This window comes from Bradyrhizobium sp. 930_D9_N1_4, assembly GCF_052076015.1.
In the GTDB taxonomy this organism is placed as follows: domain Bacteria; phylum Pseudomonadota; class Alphaproteobacteria; order Rhizobiales; family Xanthobacteraceae; genus Bradyrhizobium.
The window spans coordinates 631,064-645,544 of sequence record NZ_CP197236.1; the positions used below are offsets into that span (position 1 = coordinate 631,064).

Consider the following 14,481-nt stretch of genomic DNA (forward strand, 5'->3'; position numbering starts at 1 on the left):
TCACGGCATCTCGGTCGCGGGCAGGGTGATGGTGAAGGTCGAGCCCTTGCCGGGGCCCTCGCTCTCGGCCGTCACCTCGCCGCCATGCATGTCGATAATACGCTTGACGATGGACAACCCAAGCCCCGTCGAGCTCTCGCCCGCCGTCGGTTTCGCGGAGAGCCGCTGGAACCGGCCGAACAGGCGGCCGAGATCCTCCGGCGACAGGCCGGCGCCCTCGTCGCTGATGCGGACGATGGTGTCGTTGCTCTCATGGCTGACGGCGACGTCGATCTTGCCGCCGATCGGCGAGTATTTGATGGCATTGCTGATGAGGTTGTCGATGGCCTCGCGGATGCGGTCGGTGTCGCACATGGTGACGATGTTCGCCGGTGCGGAGACATGGATCGCCTGCTGCTTGTTGACGGCGAGCGGCTGGTTGGCCTCGGCGACCTCCTTGACCAGCGCCGCGACATCGACCGGCTCGCGGCGGATGGTGATGTCGAAGGCGTCGGCCATCGCGTCCGAGATCAGGTGATCGACCATCGTGGTCAGGCGCTTGGTGGCGTCGCGGATGTGATCGACCTGGGCGACCACGCCTGATGATGACGCCCCGGTCGAGATCAGCTCCTTCAGCATCTCGGTGCGGCCGAGGATGACGCCGAGTGGGTTCTTCAGATCATGCGCGACGGTACCGAGAATCTCGTTCTTGAAGCCGTTGGCGCGCTGCAATCGCAGCCATTGCGCCGACAGGCGGCGGTTGGCCTGCATCAGCGCGCGGGTGCGTTGCGCAACGCGGTCTTCCAGCTGGGTGTTGGCGGCCTGGAGCTGCTGGTAGAGGATGACGTTGTCGAACGCGATCGAGAGCCTGGAGGAGAAGATCTCGACCAGCGAACGGTCGGTCTCGGACAGCTCGCGCTCGGCCTGCAGCAGCACCACGACCTCGCGGCCAGATCCGGTGCGCAGATAGATCACGCTGCGATGGTCGGCGAATTCGTTCTTGCGGCCCTGGAACGCGGCTTCCACCATTGCGCGGAGATCAGGGTCGAGCGCCTTCGACGAGGTGGTGCCGATGAAGCGGCTGTAGCAGCCGCTGCCGGCCAGCACCGAGAGTTCGGGGTCGATGCCGCCATTGTCGCGCAAAACCAGTATGCCGGCGCAATCGACATTGAGCAGCGAGGCGAGCTGGGTCAGCACGCCCTCGGCGAGCCGTTGCATCGACTTGAAGTCGTACAGCGTCGAGGCTGCGTCGATGATGATCTCGAGCCCGCGCCGCGTCTGCACCATGCGCTCGAGCTGCTGATAGGAGCGCAGCGCCGCGGTCAGCGAGGTGAACAGCTTGTCGGCGGTGAGCTCGGTCTTGGCCTTGTAGTCGTTGATGTCGTACTGGACGATCACGCGCCGCTCCGGCGCCTGGCCGGGCTGGCCGGTGCGCAGGATGATGCGCACAGTCTCGTTCTGGAGCTCGTTGCGGATGTATTCGACCAGTTCGAGGCCGGCGACGTCGGTCTCCATGATGACGTCGAGCAGCACGGCGGCGATGTCGCGGTGCTCGGCCATCAGCTTGCGACCTTCGGCCGCGGAATGCGCCGAGAGGATCTCCAGGCCCTGGCCGTTCAGGGAATAGTCCGAGAGCGCAAAACGCGTGCCGTCATGCACGGCCGCATCGTCGTCGATGACGGCGATTTTCCACTTTCGGGTGTTCTGGTCCTCCGGCGCGGTACCGGTATCGTCGATCAGGTGGAGGACATCGTCCTGTTCGGCCATTGAGGAGTCCCGTCAGTCTCTGTGCTTTGCGCGCCGCCCTTGGCGACCCGGGGCATGATAATGCGAAAAGTAGTGCCTTGTCCCAGCTTGGATTCCAGCATCATGCGTCCGCCGAGCTGTTGGGTGACGAGGTTATAGACGATATGAAGCCCGAGTCCCGTACCACCTTCATTGCGCCGGGTGGTAAAGAATGGGTCAAAGGCCTGGCGCTGCACGTCCGGGGTCATGCCGGCCCCGTCGTCGGCGAAGATGATCTCGATGTCGTCGGCCCCGCGTGGCCGCGCCGAGATGGTGATGGTGCCGGCGCGCCCGTCCGCGAAGGCGTGGTTGGCGGCGTTGAGGAACAGGTTGGTCAGGATCTGGCCGTAGGAGCCGGGATAGCCGTCCAGCAGCAGCCCCTCGGGCACGTCGACCTGGAGCGTGGTCGGCGAGCGCTTCAGCACCGGCCGCAGGCTCGCGATGATCTGGTCGGTGGCTTCGCTGAGTGAGAACTGCCGCCGCTCGGCATGGGAGCGGTCGACCGCGACCTGCTTGAACGACTGGATCAGCTCGCCGGCGCGGGTGAGGTTGGCGACGAGCTGCTGCGAGGCGTCGCGCGAGGACTGCACGAACTCCTCCAGCTGCGAGCGGCGCAGGCCGCCGTCGCCCTTGAGCTGGGCCTCGAAGATCTCGGTGCGCCGGGCAAAGCTGGAGGCAACGGTCAGGCTGATGCCGATCGGGTTGTTGACCTCGTGCGCGACGCCGGCGACGAGGCCGCCGAGGGCGGCGAGCCGTTCGGCGTCGATCAGGTTCTGCTGCGCGGTGTTGAGCTCGAGCAGCGCGCTCTCGGCCTTCTCCTTGGACGCGCGCAGCTCGTCCTCGGTCTCGCGCTTCGCGATCGCGTTCTCGCGGAACACCTCCACTGCGCGCGCCATGGCGCCAACCTCGTCGCGCGCGCGCGTGCCCTGCACCTGGCGGTCGAGATCGCCGAGCGTGATGGCGCGCATCGCGGTCATGATCTGTTGCAGCGGCAGGCGGATCGACAGCGCGATCAGCACCCCGGCGGCGAGGATGATGCCGAGGAAGATCATCGCGATGGTGAGAACGCGGCGGGAAATGGCCGCCAGCGTGCGGTCGAAGGTTTCCTGCGCCTTCTGCTCGCGCTGGCGCATCTTGATGGAGAGATCGTCGATGGCGCCGATCGCCTCGGCCTGGCTGGCGTCGATGGTGTTGCGCAAAAGCTCGGTCCGGTTCGTCAGCTGCTCCGAGAGTTTGGCAAAGCCCTCTCGCAGCGCCATGGTGCGGGCACCCAGCCGTTGCAGCGCCATGCGCTGGAGATCGTTGTCGGCGAGGTCGATCATCACGGGGATGGTCTTCTCGATCGTCTCGGTGTTGCGGCGCGCGTCATCGGCGGCACCCGATGACAGCGACAGATAGTAGGAATTGGCCGCGACCAGCATCGCGGTGAAGGCTTCGCGGGATTTTCCGAGCGAGGGCCAGATCAGCGCGTCGCGATGCCCGGTGGCGCCTTCGATGATGGAATACAGGCCGGCCATGTCCCGGGCCGGGCCCTGCACCTGCTCCTCATAGGTCTTGGCAATCGTCGCCTGCACGCCGCGCAGCTCGCCGAAGCCGTTGAGGAAGCGGTCGGTGGTGCGCTCCAGCTCCTCGACCGAGCCTGACAGCATCGGGTCCTTGGCGGCGCGGTCGGTCAGCGTGCCCAGCACGGCTTCGCGCAGCAGCAGGATCTCGGCGAACAGGTCCGGGCTCGGCTGGTTGATGTAGCGGTGGATCAGATTGTGCAGCCGCCCGGTCTCGCTTTCGAGCAGCGCCAGGATGCGGTCGGATTCGCGCACCTGGCGCACATCGTCCCAGGCCGACCCCAGCACCTGCGAGCCATTCCAGATCAGCCCCACCAGCACCACGACCACGGCCGAATTCAGCGCCGCGATCGACAGGATGCGCCAGCGGATCGGCACTGCCCGCAGCATGCCGACCAGACGCGCGCGCAGCCGCCCGAGCGGGCCGGACGGCCTGTCTGCGTGCTCGCTGTGTCCGGTTGCGATCACGGAGGCCTCACTCCACCTTGCGAATGCGTTCGATCAGCGCGGCGGCGGCGGGATCGCGCGCGACCCTGGCGTAGACGTCAGCCATCGCGTCCTCGAACGGCTTGCGGTCGATATCCCTGACGACGGTGATGCCGGCGGCTTCGGCCTTGCGCTGCGACTGCTCCTCGAGGTCGCGCCATTTCTCGCGCATGAAACGGCTCGAGCGCTGCGCGGCCTCCCGGAAGACCGTCTGGTCGTCCGGCGACAGGCTTTTCCAGGCCTTCAGCGAGATCACCAGCACCTCGGGGCTCATCGTGTGCTCGGTGAGCGCAAGGTAGCCGGCATGTTTGTAATGGTCTGTCGTCACGAAGGATGGCCAGTTGTTTTCGGCGCCGTCGATCAGATGGGTTGCGAGCCCCGTGAGCACCTGCCCGTAGGGCAGCTCGACCGGTTCGGCGCCGAGCGAGCGGATCATCTCTTTCATCAACTCCGATTGCTGCACCCGGATCCGCAGGCCCTTGAGATCGGCAATGCTCTTCACGGGACGGACGCCGTTGTAGATCGAGCGCGCGCCGGAATCGTAGAAGGCAAGCCCGACGAAGCCGTAGGGCTCGAAACTGCCGAGGATCTCGTTGCCGACGGGCCCGTCCAGCACCTTCTGCATGTGCTCGATGGACCGGAACAGGAACGGCATCGCCAGCACGTTCATCGCCGGAACGAAATTGCCGATCAGCGCCACATTGGTCCGGTTGAGGTCGATCGCACCGGCCCGGGTCTGCTCGATGGTCTCCTTCTCCTCGCCGAGCTGGCGGGAGTGGAACACCTTGACCTCGTGGCGGCCGCCGGTGCGCTCGGCGATCAGGGCGCCCATGTAGCGCAGCGCCTGGACGGTCGGGTAATCCTCGGCCTGGGTGTCGGCGGCGCGGAATTCGCGCGCAGCGGCGCCCGTCGCGCAGATCGCGATCAGAAGCGCGACGAAGATCACCCCGGTCCGCGAGAGTTCGGCACGGTTCTGCACTGGCACACTCAACCCCTCAGTGGTGGAGTCTATGGCGGAGCCAAAAGGTTCAACGCAATCTAGAGCGTTTTCGAACGAAGTGGATACCGGTTCGCGTGAAGAAAACGCGTCGAGATCAAGAATCCGGCGTCCCGTTCCGGTTGGAACGGGACGCCGGGAGAAGGTTAAGGGAAGGCTATCCTGCGGGGCGTCGTCCGATTGTGCGACGCGGCCGCCTCTTATTCCTGATTGAATCCGCAAAAGCCGCGCTTTAAGCAGGGGCGGGCCGAGGCTTGATATCGTTCGCCTCGGGCGCCTTTTGTTCGCGAGACAGGATCATCGATCGTGATGTCAGCTTGGCGCCTTTTGCAGATTGTTGCCGCTTCAACAGCCCTCACGCTCACCTCGCAAGTCAACGCCGCCACCGACATCGCCTGGTGGCACGCGATGTCCGGTCAGCTCGGCCGGCAGCTCGAAAAGCTCGCCACCGACTTCAACGCCTCGCAGCCGGATTATCGCGTCGTGCCGACCTACAAGGGCAATTACACCGAGACGGTGACGGCGGCGATCTTCGCCTTCCGCTCGCGCAGCCAGCCCGCGATCGTTCAGGTCAATGAGGTCGCGACCGCCACGATGACCGCGGCCAAGGGTGCGATCTATCCCGTGTACAGCATGATGCGGGACATGAACGAGCCGTTCTCGCTGGCGGATTATCTGCCCGCGGTCTCCGGCTATTACACCGATGCGGCCGGCAATCTGCTGTCGTTCCCGTTCAACTCGTCGACGCCGATCCTCTACTACAACAAGACCATGTTCCGCGACGCCGGTCTCGATCCGGAGACGCCGCCGAAGACGTGGCCCGAGCTTGGCGCCGCTGCAAAGCGGTTGCGCGATCGTGGCGCGGTGTGCGGCTTCACCACGTCGTGGCCGTCCTGGATCCATGTCGAGAATTTCTCCGCCTTCCACAATCTGCCGCTGGCGACGCGGACCAACGGCTTTGCCGGGCTCGACGCCGAATTGACCATCAACAATCCCGTCGTGGTCAAGCACATCGCCCAGCTCAGCGAGTGGCAGAAGACAAAACTGTTCGACTATGGCGGCCGCGGACAGTCGGCCGAGCCGCGCTTCCAGCACGGCGAATGCGGCATCTTCATCGGCTCCTCGGCGACGCGCGCCGACATCAAGGCCAATTCGAAGTTCGAGATCGGCTACGGCATGATGCCGTACTGGCCCGACGTGAAGGACGCGCCGCAGAACTCGATCATCGGCGGCGCCACGCTGTGGGTGCTGCGCGACCGCCCGCGCGAGGAATACAAGGGCGTGGCGCGCTTCTTCGCCTACCTGTCGCAACCGGGCGTGCAGGCGGCCTGGCACCAGAACACGGGCTATTTGCCGATCACCCGCGCCGCCTTCGAGCTGACGCGTGCGCAGGGCTTCTACGAGCGCAACCCGGGCTCGGCGATCTCGTTCGAGGAGATCACGCTGCATCCGCCGACGGAGAACTCGAAGGGCATAAGGCTCGGCTCCTTCAACCTGATCCGCGGCACCATCGAGGACGAGCTGGAGCAGGCCTTCACCGGCCAGAAGAGCGCGCAAGCCGCCCTCGATGCCGCCGTCGAACGCGGCAACAAGCTGCTGCGCCAGTTCGAGCGCGCCAGCCCGGATCGGTAGCGGCTTGAGCGCGCGCCTCGTCCTTCGAGACGACCGCTTTGCGGTCTCCTCAGGATGAGGCTAAGCACCATTGGTGGCCGCCGAGATTGCTGCCGCGAACTCCGCCCTCATCCTGAGAGCCTGACTCAAAATAAGTCATTGAGATATCAAGCTCTGGCCAGTCGACGAGAGAGCAGACGGATGCTTGCGATGAGGACCCATGCCTCCGCGCTGGCGATGGTTGCCTCGAAGTCCTTGGCAAGCCGTCGATTGCGACCGAACCAGGCGAACGTACGCTCAACGACCCATCGTCGGGGTTCGGCTTTGAACGTTCCAACGCTTTGCGAGCGGGTGACGATTTCAATGGTCCATTTGCCCAGGTCAGCGATGGCATCGAGCAGCTTTGGACCACGATAGACGCGATCGGCGAAGATGTGGCGCAGGCCGGGGAACAGGCGGCCGATGATTCGCAGCAGCGGAACTGCGCCGTGATTGTCTTGAAGATTGGCGGGATGCACCTGCACAGCTAGCAAGGAGCCCTCGGTATCGGTGACGATATGACGCTTGCGTCCTTTGACGCGCTTGGCCATGTCAAACCCGCTTGGACCGCCACTTTCCGTGGTCTTCACACTCTGGCTGTCGATAATCCCAGCCGTTGGCGTAGGTTCGCGTCCTTGCCGTTGCCGAACGCGTTGGACCAGCGTGTCATTGATCGTGCGCCACAAGCCAGACCCGCGCCACTTGTAAAAATAATACTGAACCGTCGAGCACGCCGGGAAGTCCTTGGGCAGTGCTCGCCACTGGCAGCCGCTAGCGCCAATGTAGAGAATTGCATTCATGATCACGCGGAGACTGATCTTTCGCGGACGGCCGAGCCGACAGCAGACAGGCATCAACGGCTCAAGCAAACTCCACTCCGCATCCGTCATGTCACTTGCGTAACGAAGTCCATCGCGCCGATATTGTTCGCGGGTGATTTCGGTCCAACACATGTTGTGCTCCCTCGAGTCTTCGCAAACACGAGAGAATCACAACGGGCTGAAATCACTCAATTTTCTTTTCCGGTCAGGCTCTGAGGAGCCCGCCAAAGGCGGGCGTCTCGAAGGATCGGCCGCAGGGAAATTGCCTTCGATGCCACTGCCTCACTTCGCCGACGCCGAAAGCTTTCGCGCGTTTCGCTCCGACCCGTCCCAATGGCTGCCGATCGCGCGCGACATTGCGCGCAGCCATGGCCTCGACACCGACTCTCCGCACGTGTTTGCGACCGGCACCAATCTCGTCCTCGGTCTCGGCGAAAAACTGATCCTGAAGATCTTCCCGCCGCACTTGCGTGCCCAATTCGTCTCCGAGCGCGGTTCGCTGACGCAGCTCAAGGGCCGCCTGCATCTGCCGATCCCGGAGATCGTCGCGGAAGGTGAGCGCGATGGCTGGCCCTATCTCGTCATGACGCGCCTTGCCGGCACACTCGGCTCCGAGGTGTGGCCGTCATTGCCGGAAGACCAGAAGGAGCGCTTGCTTCGCCAGATCGGCGAGACCATCGCGGCCGTGCAGCGCGCGCCGCTCGGACCGCTCGCGGAGATCGAGCCGCGCTGGGACGACTTCATGCGCAAGCAGATGCAGGGCTGCCGCGCGCGGCACACGCGCCTCGGTCTTGCGCCGAAATTCCTCGCCGGCCTCGACGATCTCCTGCGCGATGCGGAAAAGCTCATTCCGATGGATGCGCCACAGGTCATCCTGATCGGCGAATACATTCCGGAAAATTTCCTGCTCGCCTGCCACGGCGATCAATGGTCGCTCGCCGGCCTGTTCGACTTCGGCGACGTGCTGGCGGGATGGCGCGATTACGATCTGCTCGGCCCGAGCGCCTTCATGGCCGCGGGCCGGCCGGGCAGGGTGCGCAGCCTGCTCGAAGGTTTTGGCTATGCGAAGCCCGACTTCGCGCTCAAGCGGCGGCTGATGGCCCTGATGCTGCTGCACCGGGCCAGCGACCTCAACAGCCATGTCTGCATCGATGGCTGGCAGGACAAGGCGAATGATCTCGTCGAATTGCAGGAGCTGATCTGGGCGGCGTGAGCGCGCTCCATCAGCCGTCATTGCGAGCGGAGCGAAGCAATCCAGACTGCCTCAGCGGAAAGACTCTGGATTGCCTCGCTCCGCTCGCGATGACGAGGTTGATGCAAAAGCCTTCAGGCGGCCGCGCGTGGTGAGAAATCGAGCCGGCAAACAGGTCAGCCTAATTTGTGGGCATAATCCCATCTTTGTATGCAAGGATTGAGGCTGCTCAAAAGCTGGCCAGCGAGCCAAATCGTCTAATCCGATAATAAATCAACGCGTTAGGCGAGATGTAAGCTTCCGTTAAGCCTTGGCACGAACCTTGCGAATCCCTGTTCCAACCAGAAACTTTTTGAGTTGGAGCATTCCCGATGAAGCGCCGCGATTTCCTCAAGTCCGTGTCCGGATTGGCCGCAGGCGCGGCGCTTCCGGCGATGCCGGCCGTGATCTCGTCCGCCTATGCCGACGCCCGCTCGGAGACGCTGCTGATCGTCTCCGAAGGCGGCCCCAACAATCTCGACATCCACGGCATCGGCACCAACGTGCCCGGCTATGAGGTGTCCTGGAATTGCTACGACCGCCTGATCAGCCACGAGATGAAGAGCGGTCCCGGCGGCGTACCCTATTACGACCGCGACAAGTTCAAGGGCGAGCTCGCCGAGGACTTCAAGATCGACGACATGTCGGTCACCTTCAAGCTGAAGAAGAACGCGAAATTCCACGACGGCACGCCCGTCACCGCCAAGGACGTGAAGTGGTCGCTGGATCGCGCGGTGAGCGTCGGCGGCTTCCCGACCTTCCAGATGAGCGCGGGTTCTCTCACAAAACCCGAGCAGTTCGTCGTGATCGACGACTATACGGTGCGCGTCGACTTCCTGAAGAAGGACAGGCTGACGGTTCCCGATCTCGCCGTCATCGTGCCCTGCATCGTCAACTCCGAACTGGTGAAGAAGAACGCCAGCGAGAAGGACCCCTGGGGTCTCGAATTCACCAAGCAGCAGACCGCGGGCTCCGGCGCCTACAAGGTGACGAAGTGGACCGCCGGCACCGAAGTCGTCATGGAGCGCAACGAGGATTGGGTCGGCGGCCCCTTGCCGAAGATCAAGCGGGTGATCTGGCGCATGGTGCCGCAGGCCGGCAACCGCCGCGCACTGCTGGAGCGCGGTGACGCCGACATCTCCTACGAGCTGCCGAACAAGGACTTCCAGGAGATGAAGGCGAACGGCAAGCTCAACGTCGTGTCGCTGCCGTTCTCCAACGGCATCCAGTATATCGGCATGAACGTCACCAAGCCGCCGTTCGACAATCCGAAGGTGCGTCAGGCGGTGGCCTACGCGATTCCCTATCAGAAGATCATGGACGCGGTGATGTTCGGCCTCGCGAACCCGATGTTCGGTGCGGCCAAGGACAAGCCGACCGAAGTGGCCTGGCCGCAGCCGCACAAATACAACACCGACATGGACAAGGCGAAGGCGCTTCTCGCCGAGGCCGGCTACGCCAACGGCTTCGAGACCACGATCTCGTTCGATCTCAATTTCGCCGGCGTCAACGAGCCGCTGTGCGTGCTGGTGCAGGAGAGCCTGGCGCAGATCGGTATCAAGACCACGATCAACAAGGTGCCCGGAGCCAACTGGCGCACAGAGTTGAACAAGAAGGAAATGCCGCTCTTCACCAACGTGTTCTCGGGTTGGCTCGATTACCCCGAGTACTTCTTCTACTGGTGCTATCACGGCAACAATTCCGTCTTCAACACGATGAGCTACAAGTCGGCGGAGATGGACAGGCTGATCGACGGCGCACGCACGGCGGCTGCGACCGGCGACATGGCGACCTACGACAAAGACGTGAAAGGCTTCGTCGATCTCGCCTACACCGACATCCCGCGCATCCCGCTGTACCAGCCCTTCGTCAACGTCGCGATGCAGAAGAATATCAGCGGCTACCAATATTGGTTCCACCGCCGCCTGGACTATCGCGCGCTGGTGAAGGGGTGAGGTCCGGCTAATAGCGGGTAGCGCGAGGCAATCGTATATGGCGTTCAGAGGCTTGTCGGCTGGCTCGGTTCGCCTCTCCCGCTTGCGGGGGAGGCCGACGCGCTCGAAGAGCGCGGCGGGTGGGGGCTCTCTCCACACGGAGAATCCCAATGCGGAAGCACCCCCACCCCAACCCTCCCCCGCAAGCGGGAGAGGGGGCGCAGTTGTGCCTGTTGCGTCACTTTTTCTTATCACGGGGAGCACCTCATGCTGACCATGATCGGCAAGCGCCTGATGTTTGCGATTCCCTCGCTGATCGGGGTCGTTATCGTCACATTCCTGCTGACACGCGCGCTGCCGGGTGACCCTGCCGCGTATTTCGCCGGCCCCGCCGCGACCAAGGAAGCCGTCGAGCAGATCCGAAAAAAGCTGGGCCTCGACAAGCCCCTGATCGAGCAGTTCTTCCGCTACACCAACGATCTCGCCCATGGCGATTTCGGCAACTCGCTGACGACGGGCCAGCCGGTCGCGGCCGAAATCCGCAATCGCCTGCCGGCCTCCGCCGAGCTGACGCTGCTCGGCCTCATCGTCTCGGTCGTGATCGCGATCCCGCTCGGTGTGCTGGCAGCGACCCGACCGGGATCATGGGTCGATCATTTATGTCGCATTACGACGACAGCCGGCGTCTCGCTGCCGGTATTTTTCACCGGCTTGGTGCTCGTGTATTTCTTCTACTTCCGGCTTGGCTGGTCACCCGCGCCACTGGGTCGTCTCGACGTGTTCGCCAGCGCGCCGCCGACGGTGACAGGCTTCTATCTGATCGACACGCTGATCGCGCGCGACCTCGAGGCGTTCCGGTCGGCATGCAGCCAGCTCATCCTGCCGGCGACGACGCTCGCGATCTTCTCGCTGGCACCGATCGCGCGCATGACGCGCGCCTCGATGCTGGCGGTGCTCGCGTCCGAATTCGTCCGCACCGCGCGCGCCAGCGGCCTGTCGCCGTCCACCGTCATCGTCACCTACGCCTTCCGCAATGCGATGCTGCCCGTGATCACCACGCTCAGCATGGTGTTCTCGTTCCTGCTCGGAGCCAACGTGCTGGTCGAAAAAGTGTTCGCCTGGCCCGGCATCGGCTCCTATGCGGTGGAAGCGCTGATCTCGTCGGACTTCGCGCCGGTGCAAGGTTTTGTCCTCACCATGGCGGTGATGTACGTGCTGCTCAATCTCGTGATCGACATCTTGTACGGCGTGATCGATCCACGTGTCAGGTTGGAGGGCTAAAACAATGAGCTCCGTTGCGCCTGCTGTTGAACCGGTCGGTCCCGCGCGAACTTCGGGACTGGTCGCGATCCTCGACCAGTCCCGCTACGTTCTCGGCGAGAACAAGGTCACGGGCTTTGCCTTCGCGTTGTTGATCGTGATCCTCCTTGCCGCGATCTTCGGCCCCTACGTTGTGCCGTATGATCCGCTGGCCTCCGACACTGCCGCGGCGCTGAAGCCGCCCTCGGCGGCGCACTGGTTCGGCACCGACCAGTTGGGGCGCGACATCTTCAGCCGCGTCGTCGTGGCGACGCGGCTCGACACCTTCATCGCGGTCGCCTCCGTCGTCCTCGTGTTCCTGATGGGCGGCCTCGCCGGCATCGCCGCCGGCTATTTCGGCGGCTGGACCGATCGCATCGTCGGCCGTATCGCCGACACTATCATGGCTTTTCCGCTGTTCGTGCTGGCGATGGGTATCGTCGCCGCGCTCGGCAATACCGTGCAGAACATCATCCTGGCGACGGCCATCGTGAACTTCCCGCTTTATGCCCGCGTCGCCCGCGCTGAAGCCAACGTCCGCCGCAATGCCGGCTTCGTGCAGGCCGCACGTCTCTCCGGTAACGGCGAATTCCGCATCCTGCTGGTGCATATCCTGCCGAACATCATGCCGATCATGATCGTGCAGATGTCGCTGACCATGGGCTACGCCATCCTCAACGCCGCCGGCCTCTCCTTCATCGGCCTCGGCGTCCGGCCGCCGACCGCCGAATGGGGTATCATGGTCGCGGAGGGCGCGGGCTTCATGGTGTCAGGCGAATGGTGGATCGCGCTGTTCCCCGGCCTCGCGCTGATGATCGCGGTGTTCTGCTTCAACCTCCTCGGCGACGGCCTCCGCGACATCGTCGACCCCCAGCGGAGGACGTGATGGCAAAGCCGCTGAAAAAATTCATCAATGAATCCAGCTGCATCCCTACTGTGCATGGGGTTGTTTTCGCACTTTTGAGTGACGGGAGCCATCCATGACCGCCCCGCCCCTGCTCGACGTCCAGGACCTCACGGTCGAATTCTCGACCCGCCGCGGCGTCGTGAAGGCCGTGCAGCACGTCAACATCTCCGTCGCCAAGGGCGAGACGCTCGCCATCGTCGGCGAGTCCGGCTCGGGCAAATCGGTGACGTCCTACGCGGTGATGCGCATCCTCGATCGCGCCGGGCGGATTGCCGAGGGCTCGGTGATGTTCTCCGGCATTGACGTCAAGGCCGCGACCGAAGACCAGATGCGTGATCTGCGCGGCCGCGAGGTCTCGATGATCTTCCAGAACCCGCGCGCGGCGCTGAACCCGATCCGCAAGGTCGGCGATCAGATCGAGGACGTGCTGCGCACTCACGTGCAGCAGGCGATGGTTTCGGACCGCGGCGAAAAGGCGATCGAGGCGCTGGAGCAGGTCAAGATCGCCCGCCCGCGCGAGCGCTACCATGCCTATCCGTTCGAGCTCTCGGGCGGCATGTGCCAGCGCGTCGTCATCGCGCTTGCGCTCGCCTGCAATCCGCAACTGCTGATCGCGGACGAGCCGACCACCGGCCTCGACGTCACCACGCAGAAGGCGGTGATGGACCTGATCGTCGAGCTGACCAAACGCAAGGCAATGTCGACCATCCTGATCACGCATGATCTGGGTTTGGCCGCCGCCTATTGCGACCGGGTGGTCGTGATGGAGAAGGGCCGCGTCGTCGAGACCGCGAAGGCCGCCGACATCTTTGCCAACCCGCAGCACCCCTACACCAAGAAGCTGATGCGCGCGACACCGCGGCTTGGTGTGTCGTTGCGGGATCTGCTGCCGGAGGAAGAGGGCGCCGCACTCGCCGCCGCGAGCCCGGCGCATGTCGAATTCGTTCCGACGATCGCAGCAGGCGCGGAGAAGACGCCCCTCCTGCTCATCGAAAAGCTCGTCAAGGAATATCCCCGCCAGGGCGCGACTGCCACGCTCGGAAAGCTGTTCGGCCGCAAGCCGCCGCTGGAGCCGGATGTGTTCCGCGCCGTCGACGGCATCAGCTTCTCGATCGGCCATGGCGAGAGCGTCGGCCTCGTCGGCGAATCCGGCTGTGGCAAATCGACGACGTCGATGATGGTGATGCGGCTGCTCGACCAGACCTCCGGCCTGATCCAGTTCGACGGCGAGGACATCGGCGCCATCGCGCCCGCCGGCTTCGCGCGCCTGCCGCAACGCAGCCGCATCCAGATGGTGTTCCAGGATCCGACCGACAGCCTCAACCCGCGCTTCACCGCCGTGCGCGCCATCGCCGACCCGATCATGCAGCTCGGCGACATCAGGGGGCGCGACGCGCTGCGCGCCCGCTGCGAGGAACTGGCCACCATGGTCGGCTTGCCGCATAATCTGCTGGATCGCTTCCCGCACCAGCTCTCCGGCGGCCAGAAGGCCCGCGTCGGCATCGCCCGGGCCATCGCGCTGCATCCGAAGCTCGTCATCCTCGACGAGCCGACGGCCGCGCTTGATGTTTCGGTGCAAGCCGTCGTCCTGAACCTGCTCCAGGACCTGAAGGCGCGGCTAGGTATGAGCTATCTGTTCGTCTCGCATGATTTGAATGTAGTGCGCTTGTTGTGCGATCGTGTCATTGTCATGCGGACGGGTCGGATCGTCGAAGAGGGTTCTTCCGAGAGGGTCTTGAGCGATCCGCAGGACGACTACACCAAGGAGCTGCTGACGGCGATCCCGCATCCGCCGTTGCAAGTAAACTAAGAGTCCACTGAGAGTGCATT

Annotated in this window: 10 protein-coding genes; 6 read left to right on the plus strand and 4 right to left on the minus strand. The window is 64.0% G+C overall.

The window, feature by feature from the left end:
- The 3 genes from AB7532_RS02955 to AB7532_RS02965 form a co-directional block, all read right to left on the minus strand.
- Positions 1–1,746 carry an ATP-binding response regulator gene (locus AB7532_RS02955; RefSeq protein ID WP_441233343.1) on the minus strand — a complete coding sequence of 582 codons (1,746 nt, stop codon included), beginning with the start codon at positions 1,744–1,746 and terminating at the stop codon, positions 1–3.
- Complete coding sequence (locus tag AB7532_RS02960) at positions 1,716–3,716, minus strand: ATP-binding protein (protein WP_441239178.1); 2,001 nt, start codon at positions 3,714–3,716, stop codon at positions 1,716–1,718. Before AB7532_RS02960 ends, AB7532_RS02955 begins: the two co-directional genes overlap by 31 nt.
- Positions 3,717–3,801: 85 nt before the next feature.
- Positions 3,802–4,797, minus strand: coding sequence for a TRAP transporter substrate-binding protein (locus AB7532_RS02965; RefSeq protein WP_441233344.1), 996 nt, complete (start codon positions 4,795–4,797; stop codon positions 3,802–3,804).
- A gap of 321 nt (positions 4,798–5,118) precedes the next feature.
- Between AB7532_RS02965 and ugpB the strand changes: the two genes are divergently transcribed.
- Positions 5,119–6,441, plus strand: coding sequence for a sn-glycerol-3-phosphate ABC transporter substrate-binding protein UgpB (ugpB, locus tag AB7532_RS02970; protein WP_441239179.1), 1,323 nt, complete (start codon positions 5,119–5,121; stop codon positions 6,439–6,441).
- Between the two features lie 146 nt (positions 6,442–6,587).
- Here ugpB and AB7532_RS02975 read toward each other — a convergent pair whose 3' ends face one another.
- Entirely contained in the window at positions 6,588–7,412 is an 825-nt protein-coding gene (locus AB7532_RS02975) for an IS5 family transposase (RefSeq protein WP_441233133.1), read from the minus strand.
- Positions 7,413–7,551: 139 nt separating this feature from the next.
- Here AB7532_RS02975 and AB7532_RS02980 point away from each other — a divergent pair, with 139 nt between their 5' ends.
- The 5 genes from AB7532_RS02980 (at position 7,552) to AB7532_RS03000 (ending at position 14,461) form a co-directional block, all read left to right on the plus strand.
- Positions 7,552–8,493: an aminoglycoside phosphotransferase family protein gene (locus tag AB7532_RS02980; protein ID WP_441233345.1), complete on the plus strand. Its 942-nt coding sequence runs from the start codon at positions 7,552–7,554 to the stop codon at positions 8,491–8,493.
- A 350-nt stretch (positions 8,494–8,843) separates the two neighbouring features.
- Positions 8,844–10,466, plus strand: coding sequence for an ABC transporter substrate-binding protein (locus AB7532_RS02985; RefSeq protein WP_441233346.1), 1,623 nt, complete (start codon positions 8,844–8,846; stop codon positions 10,464–10,466).
- A 246-nt stretch (positions 10,467–10,712) separates the two neighbouring features.
- Positions 10,713–11,726 (plus strand): ABC transporter permease, encoded by a 1,014-nt coding sequence (locus AB7532_RS02990; protein ID WP_441233347.1) that lies wholly within the window; start codon positions 10,713–10,715, stop codon positions 11,724–11,726.
- A 4-nt stretch (positions 11,727–11,730) separates the two neighbouring features.
- On the plus strand, positions 11,731–12,630 hold the full coding sequence (locus tag AB7532_RS02995) for an ABC transporter permease (protein WP_441233348.1): 900 nt from the start codon (positions 11,731–11,733) through the stop codon (positions 12,628–12,630).
- Between the two features lie 94 nt (positions 12,631–12,724).
- Positions 12,725–14,461: a dipeptide ABC transporter ATP-binding protein gene (locus tag AB7532_RS03000; protein WP_441233349.1), complete on the plus strand. Its 1,737-nt coding sequence runs from the start codon at positions 12,725–12,727 to the stop codon at positions 14,459–14,461.
- Positions 14,462–14,481 lie beyond the last annotated feature (20 nt).